Source organism: Parasphingorhabdus sp. (assembly GCF_039939955.1).
GTDB lineage: Bacteria > Pseudomonadota > Alphaproteobacteria > Sphingomonadales > Sphingomonadaceae > Parasphingorhabdus.
Genome location: NZ_JBDVHS010000004.1, coordinates 1 through 21,473, shown reverse-complemented (window position 1 = coordinate 21,473; position 21,473 = coordinate 1). Strand labels below are relative to the sequence as shown.

Sequence of the window (21,473 nt, the reverse complement as noted above, 5' to 3'; positions counted from 1 at the left end):
GATGGTTAATACCAGTCATATTTGAACAAGATCGAACGGTGGTTCACACTTGGTCTGGTACTTTTGATTTTCCTAGAAACCGATTCGATTGGTTTCGTTTGCAATGACACAGTCCAATATTGAGAAATTGAATGATGGGCAGCGGGATTGTTTGCGGCTGGTGTTGGCGCATCTCAATTCCAAAGAGATTGCGCGGGAACTTGGAGTGTCTCCGCACACTGTGGATCAAAGACTACGTACCGCTATGCGCATTTTGGATGTGCAGTCGCGTTTTGAAGCGGCGCGAAAATTTGCCGCAATCGATACAGAAAACACGTATCAACCATTGATATATCAATCACCGACTGTTGAGCTGGAGCGCGAAAACGGGAAACTGAATCCATCAACGGCGAGGACCGGAAGCGATAAGGTCGGCTCGATGGATGATGTGTTACATGCGGATAGTAGCGTTACCGCTGTGCCGCTTGAACCATCTGAAACTGGACGCAGACGGCTTCCTATTCCGCGCTACCGTGGCGAGAAAAATACTCTTGGTACGGTCGAACGGTTGGGGTGGATATTGGCGATTGCGATTGGGTCTGCTTTATCTTTTGGCGGGCTAATTGCGGGACTGGAAGCGCTCTCGCGGCTGACAGGGTAGTCGCCTTCTGCGACCTCTCCTTTCGTTCGTTGATTTTGAAACTTTGGATGATGCGAGATGTTGATATCTCGCAAAAGGAACAACCATGCTAAAACAACGACGGGCTGCCGCTGAAAATTTGACAGAGAGACTGTTCGCAACAGAGCAAGCCATTGATGACGCGATAAGCAAAATGGCAGAGTTAACAGGATATATGCCCATAGCCAGAGCCAACGCAAATTTGTCTGCGGTTGTTGGTCAAGATGCGATTTCTCAGGCAGCGGAAACCTTGTCTGCGTTGGTCGGGGTCAGAGGACAATTGGTCGCAACGCACAACCGACTAGCAGAAACTCGGGACCAAATCGGATTGCAGGCAATGGCCATGGGGAATGACGACACAAAACCACCGCTGCTTGCGAATGAAAAGGATGAAAATATCGTCACTTTGATAGAACGCGCTAGCTAGATACCAGCGACTCTGGCTATTCCGTCCGTAGCTGAAACGAATTTAGGGAAAGCCATGGCGCTGTGATCTTCAATACGTTCTGGGCCTATATCTACTATATTTTTCTCATCGTTTGCTGCGGATATGCAATTTTTCGCGGCGCACGTACCGAGCATATTGGGGCGGCTATTATGATAATTGGATCGATATCTACGGTGGTTGTGGGTCGGACGTTCGGTACCTCGTGGACGGGCGTGCAAGTTGGTATATTTGCGATAGATATCGTCGCACTGCTAGCGCTGATTCACTTGACCCTCCAATCGGACCGTTTTTGGCCGATGTGGGCCACAGCGTTTCACTTGCTTGCGGTGACTGTCCACACCGCGATGATGGTGGCGCCAGAGGTAACCCCTTGGGCGTTTGCAACGGGAGCGGCTTTCTGGGCCTATCCGATGCTGCTGGCACTAGCGATCGGGTCCTGTGAGCATGTGTCGTTGGAACCGGATCGCAAAATTGATCCTAGCTAGCGGTTAGCTGCAGCCAACCGAGCTTTTTCAACAATTCCTCCACTTCCCGCAGAAGCCTTGCTTTTGTGAACCCCGGAGTACGACCATGATGAGTGACTATATTCTGCCGTTTCTGGACTTCCTTCAAAAGGAAATGCTGCTTTTTGCGAGCCTGTTTTTTCTGATTGGTTCGCTCGATGATCTCATTTTTGACGGATTATGGATTTCTCACCGGCTGAAACGTAAGTTGTTTGTTTACTCACGTCATAAACGGGCGACAGTAGAAAATTTAAGCGGCGCTGCGCCGGGTAGTCGGTTAGCAATATTCGTTCCCGCTTGGAAAGAGGCCCCAGTTATTGGCGCGATGTTGGTTAGATGTTTGCAGCAATGGACTTCTAGCGCATATCGCATTTACGTCGGTTGTTACCCAAATGATGCCGAGACCATTGCTGCTGTAGCAAATGCATCATCCGGCACCGAGAATGTCCGGCTTGTAATTTGCCATCATAACGGGCCGACGACCAAGGCAGATTGTCTCAATCATCTTTGGGATGCTTTGTGTCGAGACGAAATCGAAGAAAACGCCAAATATGCTGCGGTCGTTCTGCACGATGCGGAGGACCTTGTTCATCCCGACGCGCTGAAACTTTTTGAACATCTGATCGGAAGGGCGGCATTGGTGCAACTGCCAGTGATTCCTCGCCGTGCGAAGGGGTCTCGTTGGGTTGCAGGCCATTACGGCGACGAGTTTGCCGAATTGCATGGGAAACAAATGGTGATGCGTGAGGCGTTGGGCGCTTCAATTCCTTCCGCTGGTGTTGGTTGTGCTTTCGCCCGAGATAATCTGCAAAGCTTGGCTTCTCGAACACAGGGGAAGCCTTTCGACGCGGAAAGTATGACCGAAGATTATGAACTAGGAATCAATCTGACCGATGGAGAGGCTCGCGGTATTTTTGCGAGGCTACGAGACCAGAACGGGCAACTCGTCGCGACACAGGAATTTTTCCCGGAAAAGCTTCAAGATGCCGTCCGTCAAAAAAGTCGTTGGATGGCAGGGATTTCCTTGTCCGGGTGGGATAGACTGGGTTGGAAAAATAGTTGGCGGGAAAATTGGATGCGGCTGCGTGACCGTAAAGCTAGTTTTTCAGCCATTGTCTTGGCTATTGCCTACGCCGCAGCAGTTTTGACTCTGATACTCTTGCTTGCTGATCTGTCTGGTGTTTACCAACTACAACCAGTTTCTGAGTTTCTGCAAACATCACTTTGGATTAATACTGGCTTTTTGGCGTGGCGGCTGATGGTGAAAAGCTACTTTGTTTTTATACTATATGGTTTGCGAGAAGCACTTTTGTCCATTCCACGGACCGCCGTAGCCAATTTCATCAATATTCTGGCGGCTTGGCGCGCCATTGGTCACTATGTTGACCAGCTTGCTGGTCGCCCCACAAATTGGGAGAAAACCCGTCATTTTTATCCGGATTCTGACAACGTCCGAGAACTAAAACCAAATTACCCCTTCAGTGAAAGGAGGCGATAAGATGGGTAGTAAGACAGTCGGTGCGCCTCTCCGTGTCATTTTCACTCTTTTGTTCCTATGGATATTCGCTCGGCTCATCGCCTGGAACCTGCCGTTAGATCCGACTACGGATCCGGTCAGTCTGGCTAGCGGCAGTGCGCCAATTCATAACATCAACGCGACGGGCGGTGATGAGGATCGTTGTTTGACTGAATGTAACCGTGCTGGACCAGCTATTCATCAGAAAAACAAAGATAGAAAAATGGCGGTTTTTGTTTTGTCTCCATCTTTTCGCGGAAAAACTGATTTAAAACCTACCGATTTTCCAAGCTTAGACACTCATCAATCGTCGTTAGTCTTGAGACCAATGGAGGAAAGCGCAGAGCATTCGCTGGATGCTTCTTCTATGCGATCTCGAAACCTTCCGAGGGAAAACGAGGTGGAAACGTTGCCTCCACAAAATTGGATTGGTCAGGAACAGGGCAGTAGACTTAGCGGTTATTTTTGGGCTTTCTATAGGAACGACTCTCAAGTTGATGAGATGGGAGTGCGGCGGGGTGTGGTGATATCTAACGGCCAATATGGTGGTAGTCAGATCGGTGGCATTCTTTCCTATCCAATATTGTCTAAGCCGAACCACAAACTGTCGGTTTACGGTAGGGTCACTGCTGCATTGGCACCGTTGGAACAAGAGGAAGTCGCTCTCGGGGCGCAAATTCATCCTGTGCAGAGCGTGCCGTTTTCAATCTATGTCGAACAGAGACTGGATGCAGGTTCAGGCGATGATCGCGGGATGACTTTTTATGTGGCTGGGGGCACAGGGCCCGATCCGGTTTTTGATAAAATTACACTTAAGACATATGCGCAGGCGGGTTATGTTCTGGGAGATAATGAGAGCTATTTCTTCGATGGATCAGCTACGTTGCAGCAGCCAATAGAAGGGTTTTCACTAGCTGAGCTTTCTGCTGGAGCGGGTATTTGGGCCGGAGGGCAACGTGATATCTATCGAGTGGATATCGGGCCGCGTGCGGATATCAACGTCCCACTAGGTGCTATGTCTGCGCTTGTCTCCATCGATTGGCGCGTTCGGGTAGCTGGCAATGCAAGGCCGGGCAATGGTTTGGCTATAACCGTTTCGACCGGTTTTTAAGCGGACGATATCTCGTACCTGGTCGTCAAACAGTGTGAATTTGCGACTTCGAAGCGGTAACGCCCTTTATCCCGCAACAAAAAGAGATTAGTCCATTGGTCATATGGACATATACCTGCCAATCGCCAATCTCTCGGTTAATGCCTTTGTCATCGTCCTACTGGGCGGGCTGGTTGGGATTTTGTCCGGTATGTTCGGTGTTGGCGGTGGTTTTCTGACCACTCCGCTGCTTATTTTCTATGGTATACCGCCTACGGTTGCCGCTGCATCTGCATCTACTCAGGTCACCGGCGCCAGTATTTCGGGCGTTGCCGCCCATATGCGCCGCCATGGAGTCGATTTTCGGATGGGCGCGATATTGGTGGTGGGCGGTATTGTTGGAACGATTATCGGAACCGGGCTGTTTCAAATTCTTCAGCGATGGGGTCAGATTGATACCGTTATCAACGTTCTTTATGTTTTGATGCTCTCGAGCATCGGCGGCTTGATGTTCAAAGAGTCTTGGCAGAGTGTCAGAGCCTTGCGCGCTGGCAAACCAATGCCTGCTCGAAAAAGACGGCACCATCCTTTGGTTGCCAATCTGCCATTTCGCTGGCGCTTTTACCGATCTGGACTCTATATTTCTCCGATCGCTCCATTCATACTTGGTTTGCTCACCGGCATTTTAACGATGCTGTTGGGTGTAGGCGGCGGTTTTATCATGGTGCCGGCAATGCTCTATTTGTTGGGTATGGGCGCGCAAGTGGTGGTTGGCACCTCCTTGTTTCAGATATTATTTGTGACTATCGCGTCTACAATGATGCACAGTATGACCACGCGTGCAGTTGATATTGTTTTGGCCTCATTGCTTTTGCTCGGTAGTGTAACGGGTGCGCAGTTGGGAGCAAAATTTGCGCAACGGATGCGCCCAGAATATCTTCGGTTAAGCCTGGCATTCATGGTATTGATAGTCGCTATCCGTATGGCGCTAGGACTGGGTTTCCAGCCGGATGAGATTTATACGGTGCAGCCATTGTGAAGCGGGTGTATTCCATCTTGATCCGTTTGTTGGCGGTTTTGGGTATCGGCATGATAACGGTCGGTGCGACACCGGTTTTGGTCCCCGAGGTATCGCAGGATCGCATCAGCATCAGAGGTGACTTTAACGGAGCGCAATTACTGCTTTTTGGGGCGATCACCTATCCGCCGGGCGCTCGCAACACCGATCGGGCTGATATTGTTGTTGTCCTCAAGGGGCCGGTGGAATCCATCGTAGTTCGCGAGAAGCAGCAGATTGCAGGTATCTGGATTAATGCGGCGAGTAGCGAGTTCCGTTCCGCACCCGGTTTCTATGCGGTCGCCTCGTCCAAGCCGATTGAACAGATTGTTGATGATAAAACAGCAGATATCTATGAATTGGGTTTGCACCATTTGCAGCTTTCTCCTGCTGGCGCGATCGATAGCCGAGAGCTCGACCGCTTTGTTGGCGGGCTGGTGGATTTGAATTCCAGAGGGGAGCTTTTCAAGAATCTGCCGAATAGCGTTCAGATCACCAATAGCGTGCTATATCAGGCGCGGATCAATCTGCCAGCGAGCGTTCCGGTCGGCGACTATACGGCGGAAACATTTCTGGTTATCGATGGCCGGGTAGAGGCTGCCGAAATCAAGGATATCACCATTGAAAAAACGGGGATGGGACGTTTCATAACGAATCTTTCCCAAGAATATGGGTTTCTCTATGGTCTGATTGCAGTGTTAATATCGATCTTCTTTGGCTGGACTGCTGGCTATCTTTTCCGCAAAATGTGACCGATTTCTGCGCTCGTCCTAGCTCTCTGAAACACCAGTAAATCTTCCTTAACGATGTTCGATTAGTTCGGTGTTTTGATAAGCAAAACAGGAAAGCCGGCAATGTCCGACATGGGTTCCCATAATTTTCCCGCAACAGAGCCTGATCGGGCTTCTGAACATGAAGCACAGGTCAGCGCCAACCACGGTGTTGTTTCTAAGCGCGGCGAAGACCATCAGATCGGTGAAGTCATCGAAATTGCGGGGTCTGGATCCAAAATTGTTATGGATAGCGCGGTCCTGGCTGGATTGCTGGATCACCCCGATTCAACCGTCAAAATGGCAGGTCAGGTGGGTAGCCAAATCAAAATTCGTGTCGGTGATACATGGTTGCTTGCCAATATCCGAACTCAGAAGCTGTACGAAAGCCAGTCGGGGCTCGTGATTGCTGGGGTCGATTTTTTGGGTGAAGGGGACGAAGAGCAACTGACGGGGCGTATCTATAACTTCCGCCGTGGTGTGACTCGGTATCCGACGCCCGGATCTATCGTTTACGCAGTGACCACCGAAGACCTGAAACAGGTTTATGCCTCGGATGGTCGCGCGAATGTTGAAATTGGTACGGTCTATCCATCTAGCGACATTCGCGGCGCATTATATGTGGATGCCATGCTCGGGAAGCATTTTGCGCTGTTGGGGTCAACCGGTACCGGTAAGTCGACTTCGGCTGCGCTCATTCTCCACAAGATATGTGATTTGGCGCCGGAAGGTCACATCATCATGATCGATCCGCATGGTGAATATTCCGCAGCCTTCAAGGACAATGGCGAACTATTTGACGTCAATAATCTGAATTTGCCTTATTGGTTGATGAATTTTCGCGAGCATTGCGAAGTGTTTGTTCAATCCAAAGGTGATGCGAAGCAGATCGACTGTGATATTCTAGCGAAATGCCTGTTGGCAGCGAAAGCAAAAAGCCAAGCATCTGCGGGTGTTGCAAAACTGACGGTGGATTCACCGGTACCGTATTTGCTGTCGGATCTGACGATGATCCTTCAAAATGAAATGGGTAAGCTCGACAAGGCAACCAACACCGCTCCCTATCAGCGACTAAAGACCAAGATTGAAGAGATAAAAGCCGATCCGCGTTATAGCTTTATGTTTTCCGGCATGCTCGTGGGTGACACGATGGCGGCCTTTATCGCCAAGATTTTTAGATTGCCGTCAGAATCTAAGCCGATCTCGGTTATCGATGTTTCGGCGATGCCATCCGAGATCACACCGACCGTGGTTTCTGTGCTTAGTCGCTTAGTGTTCGATTATGCCATATGGGCGCGTGACGAGTCTCCGCGACCGATGCTTTTGGTCTGTGAAGAAGCGCATCGTTATATTCCCAACGATGATGTCGCTGAGGAAAGTAGTGTTCGCGATATCCTGGGACGGATCGCCAAAGAAGGCCGGAAATACGGCGTTTCCTTGGGTTTGATCACCCAGCGACCATCTGACCTGGCCGAAGGCGTCCTCTCGCAATGTGGTACGATTCTGTCGATGCGCCTAAACAATGATCGAGATCAGGCTTTCGTGAAGGCGGCCATGCCGGAAGGTGCGCGTGGCTTTCTCGATTCCATCCCGGCATTACGCAATCGAGAAGTTATCTGTTGTGGCGAAGGCGTTGCCATTCCGATCCGAGTTTCCATGGACACGCTAGCGGAAAAACGTCGTCCGGCGTCAGAAGACCCAATATTCTCCAACCTGTGGCGTGAACATGGTGGTGAAGATGAGATAATCCAGCGAGTTATCAAGCGCTGGAGATCACAGGGCCGGTAACTTTCGACATAACCCTGTGCCTATCTCCATTCTAGTGGACAGCCAACTCTAGCCCAGACGCGATATCGCCGCCTGCAGTCGTTCGGCTTCCGCTTCTTTGTCTGCCAGGTCCGCTCGTGCTTTTTCGACCGCTTCCGGCTTGGCCTTTTCTACGAAATTTGGATTGCCGAGGCGGCCGGAGAGAGACTTCGCTTCCTTTTGCGATGCTTCCAGCGCTTTATTGAGCCGCGCCTTTTCTGCATCAATATCGACTGCACCAGCGAGAGGCAGCACATAGGTCGCACCGTCGACAACGATCTGGGCCGTCGCACCGTCTGGTGCAGTATCAAAGGAAAAGCGCTCCAATCTTCCGACGCGATCCAGTGCAGAGCTTTGCCGTTTGATACGTTCGGCCAATGCAGCATTGCCATCGCGGACATGGGCTGACATTTTGGTTCCCGGTGGAATGTTGAGCTCGACTTTTGCCGTGCGGGTTGCCGAGATGAGGCGAATGAGCCAATCGACTTCTGCCTTCGCTTCTTTGTCAATTTCTGCCTTTGGCGCAGGCCATTTGGCTACGATCAGATCATAGCTTCTGTCGCCCATACTATGCCAGAGTTCTTCCGTAATGAACGGCATGAACGGGTGAAGCATGACGATGATTTGGTCGAGCACCCAGCCAGCAACTATACGGGTCTCGTCCGCCGCGTTGGCATCATTTCCTTGTAAAAGCGGCTTGATCAATTCGAGATACCAGTCGCAGAAGCGGTCCCAGGTGAAGTGATAGATAGTATTGGCCGCCGCATCAAAACGCAGATCGGTGAGAGCCTTGTCGAGCGCTTGCTGTGTCTCGACGACTTCCGAAATGATCCAGCGGTTGACGGGTAGGGTGGCTTCCGGAGCCGCGAGTGTCTTGCTCGCGCCAATGCCATTGGTTTCACAGAAGCGCGACGCATTCCAAAGTTTGGTCGCAAAATTGCGATAGCCTTCGACCCGCTTGTCATCCATCTTGATGTCGCGGCCCTGGCTTTCCATCGCCGCCATGAAGAAACGCAACGCATCGGCGCCATATTGCTCGATCAGGCCAAGCGGATCGACAACATTGCCCTTGGACTTGGACATTTTCGAACCATCTTCGGCGCGGACCAGCCCGTGCAGATAGAGGCGCTTCCACGGCACTTCCTTCATGAACTGGATACCCTGCATTGCCATTCGTGCGTCCCAAAAGAACAGGATGTCGAAGCCGGAGATCAGCAGGTCATTGGGGTAATGGCGTTCGAGATCTTTGGTCTGTTCCGGCCAGCCAAGCGTGCCGAAGGGCCAGAGTGCGGAAGAGAACCAGGTGTCGAGGACGTCCGGATCGCGGGTAAGCGAAACGTTGGCACCTGCCTGAGCCTGTGCTTCGCCTTCGGTCATTGCGACATAGATTTTGCCGCTTTCATCAAACCACGCCGGTATTCGGTGTCCCCACCAAAGCTGGCGCGAAACACACCACGGTTGGATATTCTCCATCCAGTTGAACCAGGTCTTTTTCCAGCTCTTAGGCACGATTTCAATGTCGCCATCGCGCACCGCTTTAATCGCAGGCTGTGCCAGCGTCTCGGCATCGACATACCATTGATCGGTCAGCCATGGTTCAATCACAACGCCGCCGCGATCACCAAAAGGTGTCGCGATGGTGCGCGGTTCTGCATCATGTTCTACTTCTTCGCCGTCTTTGTTTTTGGAAACATGCGGGATCAGGAAACCGAGATCCTTCATCTGCTGGACAACCAGCTCGCGCGCTCCGTTGACGCCATCGCGTTTGAACCGGTGCAGCCCGATATATTCGTCCGGTACCAGCCCATCTTGGGTTTGACAGACATTGGCTTCGCCATCGAGCATATTGAGCATCTCGCCAGCCGCAAAGCCCGCGCGTTTGCCGACTTCGAAATCATTGAAGTCGTGGCCCGGGGTTATCTTTACCGCGCCGGAGCCTAGTTCGGGATCAGCATGCTCGTCGGCGACAACCTTGAAACGGCGTCCGGTGATCGGTTGCTCGATTTCCTTGCCGATTACGCTCTTGTAGCGTTCATCACTGGGGTGAACGGCAACCGCCATATCGGCGAGCATGGTTTCTGGCCGCGTTGTTGCGACTTCAATATAATTCTGTCCGTTGTCGAGCGTCACGCCGTCAGCCAGCGGATATTTGAAATGCCAGAAGCTACCCTTGGTATCTGTGGTTTCGACTTCCAGATCGGAAATCGCGGTTTTCAGCGCTGGATCCCAGTTGACCAGGCGTTTGTCGCGATAGATCAGGCCATCGTTATAGAGATCGACAAAAACCTTGAGCACGGCTTCGTTCATGCCCTCGTCCATGGTGAATCGCTCGTTCGACCAGTCCATCGAACAGCCCAGACGGCGCAGCTGCTTGGTGATCGTGCCGCCGCTTTCCTCTTTCCATTCCCAGACTTTCTCGACAAATTCCTCGCGCGTGAAGTCGGTGCGCTTTTGCTGGCGCTCGTTCATCTGGCGCTCGACCACCATCTGGGTAGCGATACCGGCGTGATCCATCCCGACGACCCACAGCGCATCCTTGCCCTTCAGCCGTTCGTGGCGGATGATGATATCCTGCAGTGTGTTGTCGAGCGCATGGCCAATATGCAGGCTACCGGTGACATTGGGCGGCGGATTGACGATCGTGAACGGCTCACGATCATCGCGTTCCGGACGGAAAAGGCCCTTGTTTTCCCAATGCTCATACCAGCGCGTTTCGATGGCGGCGGGGTCGAAATTTTTATCTAAGGTCATGCTGAGCCTTTGGCATTGGTTTTGGTGCGAGACAACAGTCTAATCGCCATCCATATATCACGCTGTACCAGTTTCAGCATCTACCGGCTTGTTTGATCTTGCCACAAGATATTGAAACAAGTTCAGGATGCCGATATTTTGATGCAGCCGATTAACCCAAAATAGCGTCTATCTCTGCATTGGCTTTGGCACGCAATTGCCGTTTGCAGGCCGCAAAACCAGGTTGTTCGTTTAGTTCTTTTACGCGTATCATGGCCTGATCGATCAACTGGTCCGGTGCGCAAAGCTCGTCTGCCAGTCCAGCGCTCAATGCCTCAACTGGCGTCAGTAAATGGGATGACAGAGCTAGACGTCGTCGCCAGACAGGGTCGAGCCAGTGATCTAGGATTGCTTGCGGAACAGGAGGGAAGGGCAATCCAGCCTTGGCTTCCGGCAGACCAATCTTGTAATCGCCTTGCGCTGCTACAATCCAGTCCGCTGCGAGTGCCATGATTCCGCCCGCACCAATGGTGTTGCCATTGAGAGCAACCACTAGAGCACAGGGCAGACGATGCAGGGCCGCCGCAAAAGCGTCGATTGAGGCAACAGCCCGCTTCTGGCCAGCTTCGTCTAAGGACGCTGCGACCTTCGTGTCCATGCCACAGGTGAAATGCTCGCCAGCACCGGTCAGGATGATGCCGCCTTTTGGACGGTTCTCAGATAATTCCCGGAAGATGTCAGTCCCTTCTTCGAGTACCTCTAGGTGGAGCGTATTGCGATCAGGGTTGGTGAGCGTGACGATCACTGTATCATCGCGAACTTCGGTTGGGAAATAGCCCATCATTCTTCGCTTTCTTGGGCGTCTTCAGCCGTCCATTTGTTCAACCAGTCAAACACTGACTGATGCCATTGCAGGCTATTCTTACCCTTGAGTACCCAGTGGTTCTCATCCGGGAAGACCAATAATTTGGAGGGAATATTCTGTTCCTGAGCATAGGTGAACGGCATGATTGACTGTGTGTAAGGAATACGAAAGTCCTTCTCGCCGTGAATGAATAGGGTCGGTGTCTTCCAATTGTCGATATGGTTGATCGGATTCCATTTTTCTGGATCAGCCCGCTTCCACCATGGGCCGCCATGATCCCATTGGTCGAACCATAGTTCTTCTGTGCTGAATGCGAAGCTCCGTAGGTCGAAGATTCCGGCGTGGTTGACGAGACAATCGAACCGATCGGGCCAGTTGCCCGCGATCCAGTTCATCATATAGCCGCCATAGGAGCCCCCAAGCGCGCATGCGCGCTCACCGTCAATCTGCCGGTCAATCTTTAACGCTGCTTCATAGCCCCGCTTCAGATCTTCCAGCGGCTTGCCGCCCCAGTCTTTGTTGATGCTGTCGGTGAATTCCTGTCCGTAGCCAGCAGATCCATGAAAATCGATTGTTACGACGGCGTAGCCTTGCGATGCCATCACTTTAGGATTCCAGCGGGTGGACCAGCTATTGCCAAAGCTACCTTGCGGTCCTCCATGAACCAGAAACGCCATAGGAAGCTTGTCCGTCACACCTTGCGGTTTGAGTATTTGTCCCCAAACTTGCTCTCCGTCTGCACCGGTAAAGTCAAAGCGCTGGATATCAACTTTGTCGATGGCTTCCAGTTCATCGCCATTGATATTGGTCAGCTGCCGGACGGATCCGTTTGCGGCGCGGCGATATAGATCGGTTGGCGCTTGCAAGCTGTTCATGGTGTAGATGAGCGAGCCGTCTTTTAAAGGGATCGTGCTTCCGACATTGCCGCCCGCCGTCAATCGTGTGACGTTGCCCGTCTCAACATCTACCGCGAAGGCGGGATGATCGAGTACTTCCTGCGCGGTAACTATGAGATTCTTATTATCGCGAGTCCAAACGATTGAGCCAACCGACCGGTCCCAATCCTTCGTCAGAGCAATAGCATTGGCTTCACTGGTGCCTTTTTTGCGTAATTTCACAACAAGGCGATCTGCTTCATAGCGTGGCCGCTCCATCGCCGCCCATGCGAGCCATTCACCGTCGGATGAAAAGGCTGGAAGTGTATCTGTAGCTTCGTTTTCAGTGGTGAAATTGGTGGTGTATTGGCCGTTCGCCCCGGTGGCGTAAATATCGAGATTGGTGGACTTGGGTTCATTTTGATCGGCTGTTCGAAGCGTGAAAACGACGCCTTCATCTCCCGGCACCCAAGCAATTTCTTCGCCACCGCCAAACGGCTTTGAAGGACTGTCGCCGATGAGGTCACCGTCCAGCGCGGCACCTTCGCCCGCGATTTTTCCATTTTTCAGGTCAAATGCAAAAATACGACTGTAATTTCCCGGTGTTTCCCAACTAGACCAGTGGCGGACGAAAAGTTCGTCATATTCGCGCCCGGTCCCTGGCCCCGGTTCTGCTCGATTCCCGCTTTTATCGCAGCCGAACGTCGGGCAGTCGCGAGCAATGTCGCCCCACAGTGCGATTTTTCCACCGGTTGGCGAAAGCTTAAAGCCTGCAATATCGGCTTTCAATTCACTTGTTTGAGCAGGTTTTTCAAGAACAATACCCGTTGCCATATTCGCATGCCAAAGCTGCTCTGAACCGCTGGCATCGCTAAGGTAATAGAGGCTGCCGTCCGGCGCAAAAGAGGGACTATGTTCGCTTTTTCCGGCCTTGTCTAAAATGCGGGTGGGAACGGCATCGACTGTCTCAAGGTCCAGCAGATATAGTGCGCTGGTGCGTTCGTAACTGTCTGGATCGGTTTCCGTGACATCAAAGACAGCCCATTTCTCATCGGGAGAAACGGAGACTGATCCCATCCTTTTTAGTGTAGCCAAGTCTTCGGGGGTCATCGGTCTTGCCGATGCGAGTGATGATATTAGGACAGTGCCTGATAGTAGCAGGGCAGCGGTGCGCATTTTGGATAATATTGTCATAGCCAGTGGTTTAGCACGGCTATTCAACAAGGCAATTGGGATTAGGCGTGTGCGTCTATTTGGCGTTTAGTCGTTGGATTTCTCGTGCCACCAATTCTTCGACAAGGGCTGGTAAATTCTGATCTAGCCATTGTTTGATCATCGGCCGCATCAATTCACGGGTCATATCTTCCAATGAAGTTCCGCCGGTTTGATGCAGTGGGGCGCTTCGTTCCATCGCTTCTTTTTCGACTAAAGCCGACAGCGATTGGCGCATGCTATCGAGCTTATTGTCATCGATCAGCCGCTCTTCCTTGCGTCGGTCGCCAAAGACACCTTGGGCAGATGGATTTTCTTGTTCGGGCAACTCGTTGGTCAGTTCGAGCACTTCTTCAACTTTATCTGCTGGCGTTATATCCGGAACGGCCTGAAGAGTTGGTTTTGGGTGGGCTTTGCGGCGGGGCAGGGCGCGTTCTTCATCAATCGCTTTGTCTTCAGCGATGATGCGTTTGATTGATGAGAGGATTTCTTCCATCGACGATTCTCTATTCTGTTCTGCCATTTTCGAAATCCCTAAAACTTGCGGCCTGTTTTCCGAGCCAATTGATGCCACTTCCTTCACTGGCGTACCGGTGTCTCGGGCAACGGCTCTATCTCCGCTTTTTGTGCTTGAGTGTCAACGGTTCTGGTCGCTTGTGGCTCCGGATTTGGATCGCTTTGATAGTCATAGAACATATCGTCAACCCGGTCATAATTGACTTCTGGATCATAAAGCGTACCGCCTTCTAATCCAAGGTCACGCGCTTCTGCCCGGCCCATTGCGGCAAGCAGAGAAAAGCCAGCAACATAGCTATTGCGACGTGCGGTCACCAATTGCACCTGAGCGTTTAACAGTTCCTGTTCGGCGTTAAGAATATCCAAAATGGTGCGGTTGCCGACAGAATTTTCTGCGCGTACGCCTTCGAGCGATAGGCTCGCAGCGGCGACTGCCCGCTCCGAAGACTGGATGACTCGTTCCGACGCGCGCCAGCTCGAGTAGGAGGCACGGGTTTGCGCAATCACATCTCGTTCTGTCGCGATCAACTGTTCATAGGCTTGACCGGAGCGTGCCTGAGCTTGGCGAATCTGTGCAGCTGGTCGACCACCCTGATAAATAGGCATGGTTGCTCTAATCCCGACTTCGGCTGTAGACTGTTCTTGAATGAACGTCGTGCCTGCAGCATTTCCGCCGAGCGTGCCGTGGTAATTCAAATAGCGGCCTTGTGCATATGTGGAAACCCGAGGTTTGTTGCTTGCTCTAGCTGTCTTTATGTCAAATTCGGCGGCCTGGCTGCGCTCTTTGGCGGCGAGTAGGTCTGGATTATAGGTCAGAGCCAAGTCAACGGCCTGATCAGGCGTGGCCGGTAAATTTGGTAGAGGTGGAGGAGGCTCCAAATCACCCGGTTCGTGGCCGACCAGCGCAATATAATTTTCTTTGCTGCGGATCAGATTTGCTCGTGCTGTTTCCAGATCGCTTTTCGCAACTTCCAATCGGGATTCAGATTGCGCAACGTCGGTCCGGGTCAAGTCGCCGATTTCAAACCGGTCGCTAGTCGCTTCGAGATTGACGGAAAGAATGCCGACATTGGCGCGATTTAGTTCGACAACCGCTGAATCGCGAATGACATCCATGTAAGTAGCAACGACATTGCTAAAGATGCTCGCTTCTGTTGCGCGAAGGTCAAACTGGCCAGCTTCCACCCTGGTTTTAGCGGCGCGGACGGCGTTTTTTACGGCACCGCCGGAGTAGATTGGTACATCGACCGTTCCCCCCGCAGTCGATTGGCGCAGTGGCGCTGTGAAGCTGTTCGCGCTCCGTAGAAAGTTTTCCTGAAACCCGAAATCACTGGTAGCATTGGGGCGGCCATCGGCTTTCGCGATAGCAACGGTTTCATCCGTTGCGCGCTGGGCAGCACGGGCGCCGGACAGGGTTGGGTTTGTTTGATAAGCGGCCACTAAAGCATCACGCAAAGTATCTGCTTGCGCTGGTGCGGATAACGCCACCAAAACGGCTGCTCCCATTAAAAGGCGGCGTTTGCTCATTTTTCTAATCTCCCAAACGCCCTAAAAATTAAAGCTCTGTGCTTTTTCACATCCAGGCAGCGGAGCTGCCCCGCAATCGGCAAAATATTGATAGCCGATATGGTCTCCGGCCTTACGCCCCAAGGCAAGACGCGATACACCATCATTCATCACGGCTGCGACAATGCGTCCGTCGGATGCGAGTTGATCGATCACGGTGGTGGGAATCTCTTCCACTAGCCCGTCAACTACGATCAGGGAATAGGGCGCTGACTTAGCCAAGCCGTCACTATGGTTACCCGTCTCAACATTGGCGTTGGCAAAGTCCGTCAGGTTCTTCTTAGCCAGACTCGCTAGCTTACTGCTTTGCTCGACTGCCGTTACTGATGCAGCGAGTTGCGCGAGAACAGCAGCTGTATAGCCGGTTGCCGCACCGATTAGCAGGACATTATCATCCTGCGTTACGCGCGCCACATTCAGCAAACGTCCCGTCGTAAGCGGAGGATTCAAAGCGCGACCTTCGCCGATTTGGACGCCGCGATCTGCGTAAGCGAAACTGCGCTGAGCCGCAGGCACAAAATCCTCTCGGGCAATGTGGCTCATGGCGGCGATGACGCGTGGATCGCTTACCTCAGTTGTACGCAGTTGGCTAACTACCATAGCTTTGCGCATTTCTTTGAAATTTTCCTGGCCCAAGCGTCGATCCTCGTAATGAATATTTTATCGTCCATGCCATGTCTGTATTATTTACACAATACACTATGGAGGAGAATTGTCGCTTCTAGCTTGCCTTGGCACGTGCGCCAAGATGGATTCCTGCGAATTTGTTCCAATTGCGTCTTTTGCGCGACAATCGTCGTATTTTCTGGATTTTGAAGGGATAGAAACGGAAGAGACAAGTTTGGGTTGACTTTCAATGCAAAGCGAAGCAATTCGCGCCCTCTCTCTGGCCCGATGGCGGAGTGGTGACGCAGCGGATTGCAAATCCGCGCACCCCGGTTCGATTCCGGGTCGGGCCTCCAGAGACCATTCCTAACTTTATCGGATGCTAAACACAGAAATGTCCCTTTTTGGGTATCTTTTGGTGCCGCCTCTGTAAGTCATTTTCCTCCAATATCCGCAGAACGCTCGATATTCTGCCAATCGGGCCCACCTTGAAAAATATCCGTCACAATTGAGTCTTCGAAGCGTCATGCAAAACGCATCGCAGGGTCATCTCCTATCCCTAGTTCCCTTCCCCGAAGGCGATGGGGGCGGTTGATTCGAATCCGCATCGTTTGATCTGAAATTTTCAAATCAGTTTTTTGCGGAGACTAACCCTATGTTGAATAAGCAAATTCGTTCTGTCCTTTTTGCAGGTGTCGCGGCTGTTGCCGTGACCGCTTGCGGTGCCGATGATGTTGCGTCACCAGGCGAAGGCAATATTGTCGTGCTTCCGGCTCCAGCGCCAGCGCCAACTCCGGCACCAACGCCAGCTCCCGCCCCTACGCCTGCAGGCACACCTGCGACAGACTGTCCGACCGGCACAGCCAATGTCGGAACGATAACGACTGGCAACGGGGAAGAAGCTCGCAACTGTCAAGTTTCAGGTGTTATCCAAGGCAATCTGGTGCTTCCGAAAAGACCTGATACTGAGAATACAGTCTATTCTCTTTCCGGCGGTCTTGAAGTCGGTGTCGATGGCGGTGCGCAAGGCATTCTGACAATCGAACCTGGTGTCACAATCTTCGGTTCTTCCGGTGGTGACTTCTTGTTGGTTAATCGCGGTTCTCAGCTGTTCGCAGAAGGAACAGCGTCCGACCCTATCATCTTTACCTCGCGCCAGAATATTATGGGCACGGCGGGCGTTGATAGCATTGGTCAGTGGGGCGGTATTGTCATTCTCGGCCGCGCGCCAATTTCCGATTGTGCAACGGGTGCAGCATCCAATCCAGGTGGAACCCGCACCGATTGCGAAGCGATCGTCGAAGGCCCGTCAAACGCGGTTTATGGCGGAACATTGCCAGCGGACTCTAGCGGCCGGATGTCCTATATTCAGGTGCGATATCCCGGCTTTGAAGTTTCGACAGGCAATGAGTTGAACGGTATCACTATGGCTGGTGTGGGAAGTGGGACATTCTTCCAAAATATCCAGGTCCATAACAGCTCTGATGATGGCGTAGAGTGGTTTGGAGGTCGGGTGAACGGCAAGAATCTTGTCATGACCGGTATCGACGATGACTCGGTTGATTCCGACTCGGGCTTCAAGGGCCATAACCAGTTTGTTCTGGCGGTCCAGCGCGCCAATGGCGGTGACCATGTGATGGAAGCTGATTCCAACGGCGATGAAGATGCCGAACCGCGTCAGGATCACAAGCTCGCGAACGTCACCTTTGTCTCCAACGGCGGAGACCACGTCATCCTGTTGCGTGGTGGTGGTGATTATGCCTTCTATAACAGCGTCTTCAATAGCTCTGCTGCCTGTATTGATATCGATAGCGCCACGACGGTCCAAACCACTGGGCCTGACGAAAATGGTCCGCCGGTGTTTGAATCCTTGTTTATGAGCTGCGGCACATCGTTTGTGGATGATGGAAATGTGACCGTTGCCCAGATTCAAACGATCTTCAATGCCGGCACGAACAACATAGCGGCTGGTACCTCGAGCATGGTCAATGTCGCTGCGGCATTCCCGTTCATCAACGGTGCCAATGAAAATGGCGTGACTCCTTTCGCAGTCAGCGGCATCGACAGCTTCTTTGAAGATGTTCCCTATATCGGTGCCGTGCAGGATGCGAATGATACGCGTTTCCAAGGTTGGACCTGTGGCCTTTACGCCAATGATTGTGTGACCGCTCCCACGATTGGCTAGGCGCCCACATGATTTTGAGATGGCGGTCTCCCCGGCCGCCATCTCATTTTTACTATCAAGAAGGAAAATCCGATGACGAAGCGGACAGCGACGATCACCAGCCTGCTCCTTAGCACTGCATTGGTATCACCTGCGGCATATGCGCAGACCACTGCTATCGACGATCAGGTGGCTGCAGTATCACAACCTGATAATGCTCCCGTTGACGATACAGACGTTGATATTTCGGCGCCGGGTGGCGGTTTTGGCGGCGAAATTGTTGTGCGCGGAAAGTATATTCCTAACCCTATTCGGGCAACGGCGGAGGTGGTTTCTGTTTTGGGTGAAGCGGAAATTGCCCGGGCAGCTGATGGTGACATTGCTGGTTCGTTGCAACGTGTCACTGGCTTGAGCGTTGTTGGCGGGCGTTTCGTATTCGTTCGCGGTCTTGGGGAACGCTATTCCCTCGCGTTGCTCAACGGTTTGCCTTTGCCGTCGCCGGAACCGCTTCGCCGGGTTGTGCCTCTCGATCTCTTTCCGACCAGCGTGATTGCTTCGACAGTTGTGCAGAAAAGCTATTCGGCAAATTATCCGGGAGAATTTGGCGGCGGGGTGATCAATCTGACCACCAAATCGACGCCCGATGAACCGTTTCTTAAAGTTAAACTTGCTGTTAGCGGAGACAGCGATACGACCGGAAAACTAGGCTATAGCTATGATGGGTCTGACACCGATATTATCGGCTATGATGACGGTGTACGTGACGTTCCTAACGGCCTTGCCGACGCGCTTGCTAAAAACATCCCGATCTCTGTAGGTACGGACTTTTCAAGCATGGATTTGCAGAATTTTGCGGCCAGCTTGAACAATGCGGAAACCAATCTCATCCAGCGGAACGGAGATATTCCAGCAAATTTCTCTGCGGAGATTATCGGCGGAACGTCATTTGATGTGGGCGATGCGTTAGTTGGTGTTGTTGCGACCGCCGGCTTTGACAATAGTTGGCGTACCCGAGGCGGTGTCCAGCAAACCTCTCAGGGCATCGTCAATATTGACGGTCAGCCGGGTCTGCTCCCCGATCAAAATTTCAATTTCGTGACCACCGAAAACCGCATTATCGTCAATGGGTTGCTCGGTCTTTCGGCGGAAGTTGGTGAGCATAAATTGCGTTTTACCAATTTATATATTCACGATACGTCGAAGGAAGCTTCGATCAAAGCTGGCGTTGACGCCATTAATGTAGATGAAGAAACTCTGCTGAACCAAGGTCGTACGAGCTGGTTTGAACGGCAGCTATTCACCACGCAATTTGTCGGTGAATTCAAATTTGATCAACTATCCTTGGATGTTCGCGGTGCTTGGGCCAATTCCAAGCGGGATGCGCCCTATCAGAGAACCTACAGCTATGCGTTTGACACTTTGGTTGCGCAGGATTTCGTCAACGATCTGACGTCCCCTGGACAATCGGCGCGCGTCCAGTTTAGCGATCTCAACGATGATGTTTACGGCGCCGGCGTTGATCTGGGCTATGAGACCAATATCGGTGTGCCGGTAAATCTGACCGTCGGATATAATTATTATCTCAATGACAGGCAGGCCCAGCGCCGCGATTTTCGCTTTGTCCCCGCTAATGGTTTGCCCAATCCGATCGAGCAGGAGCGGATCGATTTTCTGTTGTCCGATTTTAACGTCTTCACACATGAGATTGAATTGCGCGAAGTCGCTGCCCAAACGTCGGTACCCGCCTACGAAGCGCAACTAGAGATGCATGCGGGATACGGCCAATTTGATACTGAATTGACTGAAGGCCTGCGATTGAACGTTGGTTTGCGTTATGAGGATGCCATGCAATCGGTCACTCCGATCTTGTTGCAAGGCGGAGCAGCCAATACCGCGACCAATCTTGCCAATGATTATTGGTTGCCGGCGGCCACATTGACCTGGAATTTTGCCGACGACATGCAGTTTCGTTTTGCTGCATCTAAAACCATCGCTCGACCGCAATTCCGTGAACTTGCACCACAGCAGTTTCTCGATCTCGATACCGACCGGACATTCATCGGTAACCCGTTGCTAACCGATAGTGAATTGCTGAATTTTGAAGGGCGGTTTGAATATTATATCGGACGTGGCGAGCGTATAACTATCGCTGGTTTCTACAAGGAAATCGATAACCCGATTGAAAATGTCGCTTTTGTGCAAGGTGGTGGCACATTGTTCACTGGTTTCTCCAATGCCCCGACTGCCGAACTTTACGGGGCAGAGATTGAACTGGTAAAATATGTTCCTCTAAGTGACCTTGGTGGTAGTTTCTTTGATAGCCGTCGTTTGCTGTTCGCTGCCAATTACACCTATTCCAAGTCGCAGATAAAGGTAGCTGCTGGCGATCAGGCAATTAATCCGGTCACCTTGTTGCCGACAGATGCCGCCAATTTATTTACTGATGGTGATCGGCTAACCGGGCAATCAGCTCATGTGGCTAACCTGCAATTTGGTATGGAACGAGAAGATGGTCCGCTGTCGCAGCAAACACTGCTCGTTACGTATAACAGTCCACGCGTTACTGCACGCGGCCCTCAAGATCAGCCAGATTTGATCGAACGAACGGGGTGGCAGCTGGACTTTGTCCTGCGCGAGGAACTGAAAATTGCAGGGCAGGATTTTGAACTGAAATTGGAAGCGCGAAACCTTCTCGGCACTGATTACAGTGAGTCACAGACTTTGGGTGCCACGCAAATTCTGAACAACGCTTACGAAGTTGGTACGCGCTTTTCGATGAGCATTGGCATGAATTTCTAGGTCAGAATCTGTAATCTATGTGTCAAAAAGGAGTCGCCGCTGCGTCACATCACTTCCTTATCCAATATGTGGATGGCAACGGAAGGAGCTTGTGATGCGTGGCGGATTTCCACTGACTTCTGATCCACCCCCTTTACTGTCATTACCCTACACTTATGCGCGTGATCATGGTTTGTTGCTTTGCGCGATGGCTGGTGGCCGTGCGTCTGTGGTGATGCGGGCCGGTTCTGATCCATCCGCACTGCTGGAGGTTCGTCGTTATCTGTCTCTGCCCTTTGATGTGGATCTGGTC

At 52.0% G+C, this 21,473-nt stretch carries 16 protein-coding genes, 1 tRNA gene and 1 pseudogene; 12 read left to right on the top strand and 6 right to left on the bottom strand.

All coding sequences use genetic code 11. The features are described from left to right. The first annotated feature begins 103 nt into the window (after positions 1-103). The 8 genes from ABJG22_RS04495 to ABJG22_RS04460 all read left to right on the top strand — a co-directional run bounded on the left by ABJG22_RS04495 (position 104) and on the right by ABJG22_RS04460 (position 7,830). Positions 104-640 carry a helix-turn-helix transcriptional regulator gene (locus ABJG22_RS04495; protein WP_348019055.1) on the top strand — a complete coding sequence of 179 codons (537 nt, stop codon included), beginning with the start codon at positions 104-106 and terminating at the stop codon, positions 638-640. Positions 641-725: 85 nt separating this feature from the next. Beyond that, entirely contained in the window at positions 726-1,085 is a 360-nt protein-coding gene (locus ABJG22_RS04490; RefSeq protein ID WP_348019054.1) for a hypothetical protein, read from the top strand. Between the two features lie 170 nt (positions 1,086-1,255). Beyond that, a complete protein-coding gene (locus ABJG22_RS04485; RefSeq protein ID WP_348019053.1) occupies positions 1,256-1,591 on the top strand; it encodes a hypothetical protein in 336 nt (111 codons plus the stop codon). 85 nt (positions 1,592-1,676) lie between these two features. Continuing rightward, positions 1,677-3,107, top strand: a complete 1,431-nt coding sequence (locus tag ABJG22_RS04480) for a glycosyl transferase family protein (RefSeq protein ID WP_348019052.1) — start codon at positions 1,677-1,679, stop codon at positions 3,105-3,107. Position 3,108: 1 nt separating this feature from the next. Continuing rightward, positions 3,109-4,236, top strand: coding sequence for a hypothetical protein (locus tag ABJG22_RS04475; protein ID WP_348019051.1), 1,128 nt, complete (start codon positions 3,109-3,111; stop codon positions 4,234-4,236). Positions 4,237-4,339: 103 nt separating this feature from the next. Beyond that, positions 4,340-5,254: a sulfite exporter TauE/SafE family protein gene (locus tag ABJG22_RS04470; RefSeq protein ID WP_348019050.1), complete on the top strand. Its 915-nt coding sequence runs from the start codon at positions 4,340-4,342 to the stop codon at positions 5,252-5,254. Between the two features lie 50 nt (positions 5,255-5,304). After that, the gene (locus ABJG22_RS04465; RefSeq protein WP_348019194.1) at positions 5,305-6,024 is read left to right on the top strand and encodes a TIGR02186 family protein; all 720 of its coding nucleotides are present in this window, start codon (positions 5,305-5,307) and stop codon (positions 6,022-6,024) included. A 264-nt stretch (positions 6,025-6,288) separates the two neighbouring features. After that, positions 6,289-7,830, top strand: coding sequence for a DUF87 domain-containing protein (locus ABJG22_RS04460; RefSeq protein WP_348019193.1), 1,542 nt, complete (start codon positions 6,289-6,291; stop codon positions 7,828-7,830). Positions 7,831-7,878: 48 nt separating this feature from the next. Here the strand turns inward: ABJG22_RS04460 and ABJG22_RS04455 are convergent, their stop codons facing one another. The 6 genes from ABJG22_RS04455 to ABJG22_RS04430 all read right to left on the bottom strand — a co-directional run bounded on the left by ABJG22_RS04455 (position 7,879) and on the right by ABJG22_RS04430 (position 16,212). Next, positions 7,879-10,599, bottom strand: coding sequence for a valine--tRNA ligase (locus ABJG22_RS04455; protein WP_348019049.1), 2,721 nt, complete (start codon positions 10,597-10,599; stop codon positions 7,879-7,881). Positions 10,600-10,750: 151 nt separating this feature from the next. After that, entirely contained in the window at positions 10,751-11,422 is a 672-nt protein-coding gene (locus tag ABJG22_RS04450) for an enoyl-CoA hydratase/isomerase family protein (RefSeq protein WP_348019048.1), read from the bottom strand. Further along, a complete protein-coding gene (locus ABJG22_RS04445; RefSeq protein WP_348019047.1) occupies positions 11,419-13,512 on the bottom strand; it encodes a S9 family peptidase in 2,094 nt (697 codons plus the stop codon). The genes ABJG22_RS04450 and ABJG22_RS04445 overlap by 4 nt, the downstream gene beginning before the upstream one ends. Positions 13,513-13,567: 55 nt before the next feature. Then, entirely contained in the window at positions 13,568-14,053 is a 486-nt protein-coding gene (locus ABJG22_RS04440) for a DUF2497 domain-containing protein (protein WP_348019046.1), read from the bottom strand. Positions 14,054-14,109: 56 nt separating this feature from the next. Further along, a complete protein-coding gene (locus tag ABJG22_RS04435) occupies positions 14,110-15,573 on the bottom strand; it encodes a TolC family outer membrane protein (RefSeq protein ID WP_348019045.1) in 1,464 nt (487 codons plus the stop codon). A gap of 21 nt (positions 15,574-15,594) precedes the next feature. Next, positions 15,595-16,212, bottom strand: a complete 618-nt coding sequence (locus ABJG22_RS04430; protein ID WP_348019044.1) for a protein-L-isoaspartate O-methyltransferase — start codon at positions 16,210-16,212, stop codon at positions 15,595-15,597. A gap of 288 nt (positions 16,213-16,500) precedes the next feature. Between ABJG22_RS04430 and ABJG22_RS04425 the strand changes: the two genes are divergently transcribed. The 4 genes and pseudogenes from ABJG22_RS04425 to ABJG22_RS04410 form a co-directional block, all read left to right on the top strand. Continuing rightward, positions 16,501-16,574: transfer RNA gene (locus ABJG22_RS04425), tRNA-Cys, on the top strand. 299 nt (positions 16,575-16,873) lie between these two features. Continuing rightward, on the top strand, positions 16,874-18,403 hold the full coding sequence (locus ABJG22_RS04420) for a hypothetical protein (RefSeq protein WP_348019043.1): 1,530 nt from the start codon (positions 16,874-16,876) through the stop codon (positions 18,401-18,403). Between the two features lie 72 nt (positions 18,404-18,475). After that, positions 18,476-21,181, top strand: a complete 2,706-nt coding sequence (locus ABJG22_RS04415) for a TonB-dependent receptor (protein ID WP_348019042.1) — start codon at positions 18,476-18,478, stop codon at positions 21,179-21,181. Positions 21,182-21,275: 94 nt separating this feature from the next. Further along, positions 21,276-21,473 (top strand): annotated as a pseudogene (locus tag ABJG22_RS04410) (type II secretion system protein GspE); the annotation flags it as partial.

Bases quoted from the DNA above. Each gene is read 5' to 3' on its own strand.
- ABJG22_RS04495 (WP_348019055.1), top strand. From the start codon at position 104: ATGACACAGTCCAATATTGAGAAATTGAATGATGGGCAGCGGGATTGT.
- ABJG22_RS04490 (WP_348019054.1), top strand. From the start codon at position 726: ATGCTAAAACAACGACGGGCTGCCGCTGAAAATTTGACAGAGAGACTG.
- ABJG22_RS04485 (WP_348019053.1), top strand. From the start codon at position 1,256: ATGATAATTGGATCGATATCTACGGTGGTTGTGGGTCGGACGTTCGGT.
- ABJG22_RS04480 (WP_348019052.1), top strand. From the start codon at position 1,677: ATGATGAGTGACTATATTCTGCCGTTTCTGGACTTCCTTCAAAAGGAA.
- ABJG22_RS04475 (WP_348019051.1), top strand. From the start codon at position 3,109: ATGGGTAGTAAGACAGTCGGTGCGCCTCTCCGTGTCATTTTCACTCTT.
- ABJG22_RS04470 (WP_348019050.1), top strand. From the start codon at position 4,340: ATGGACATATACCTGCCAATCGCCAATCTCTCGGTTAATGCCTTTGTC.
- ABJG22_RS04465 (WP_348019194.1), top strand. From the start codon at position 5,305: ATGATAACGGTCGGTGCGACACCGGTTTTGGTCCCCGAGGTATCGCAG.
- ABJG22_RS04460 (WP_348019193.1), top strand. From the start codon at position 6,289: ATGGATAGCGCGGTCCTGGCTGGATTGCTGGATCACCCCGATTCAACC.
- ABJG22_RS04455 (WP_348019049.1), bottom strand. From the start codon at position 10,599: ATGACCTTAGATAAAAATTTCGACCCCGCCGCCATCGAAACGCGCTGG.
- ABJG22_RS04450 (WP_348019048.1), bottom strand. From the start codon at position 11,422: ATGATGGGCTATTTCCCAACCGAAGTTCGCGATGATACAGTGATCGTC.
- ABJG22_RS04445 (WP_348019047.1), bottom strand. From the start codon at position 13,512: ATGACAATATTATCCAAAATGCGCACCGCTGCCCTGCTACTATCAGGC.
- ABJG22_RS04440 (WP_348019046.1), bottom strand. From the start codon at position 14,053: ATGGCAGAACAGAATAGAGAATCGTCGATGGAAGAAATCCTCTCATCA.
- ABJG22_RS04435 (WP_348019045.1), bottom strand. From the start codon at position 15,573: ATGAGCAAACGCCGCCTTTTAATGGGAGCAGCCGTTTTGGTGGCGTTA.
- ABJG22_RS04430 (WP_348019044.1), bottom strand. From the start codon at position 16,212: ATGGTAGTTAGCCAACTGCGTACAACTGAGGTAAGCGATCCACGCGTC.
- ABJG22_RS04420 (WP_348019043.1), top strand. From the start codon at position 16,874: ATGTTGAATAAGCAAATTCGTTCTGTCCTTTTTGCAGGTGTCGCGGCT.
- ABJG22_RS04415 (WP_348019042.1), top strand. From the start codon at position 18,476: ATGACGAAGCGGACAGCGACGATCACCAGCCTGCTCCTTAGCACTGCA.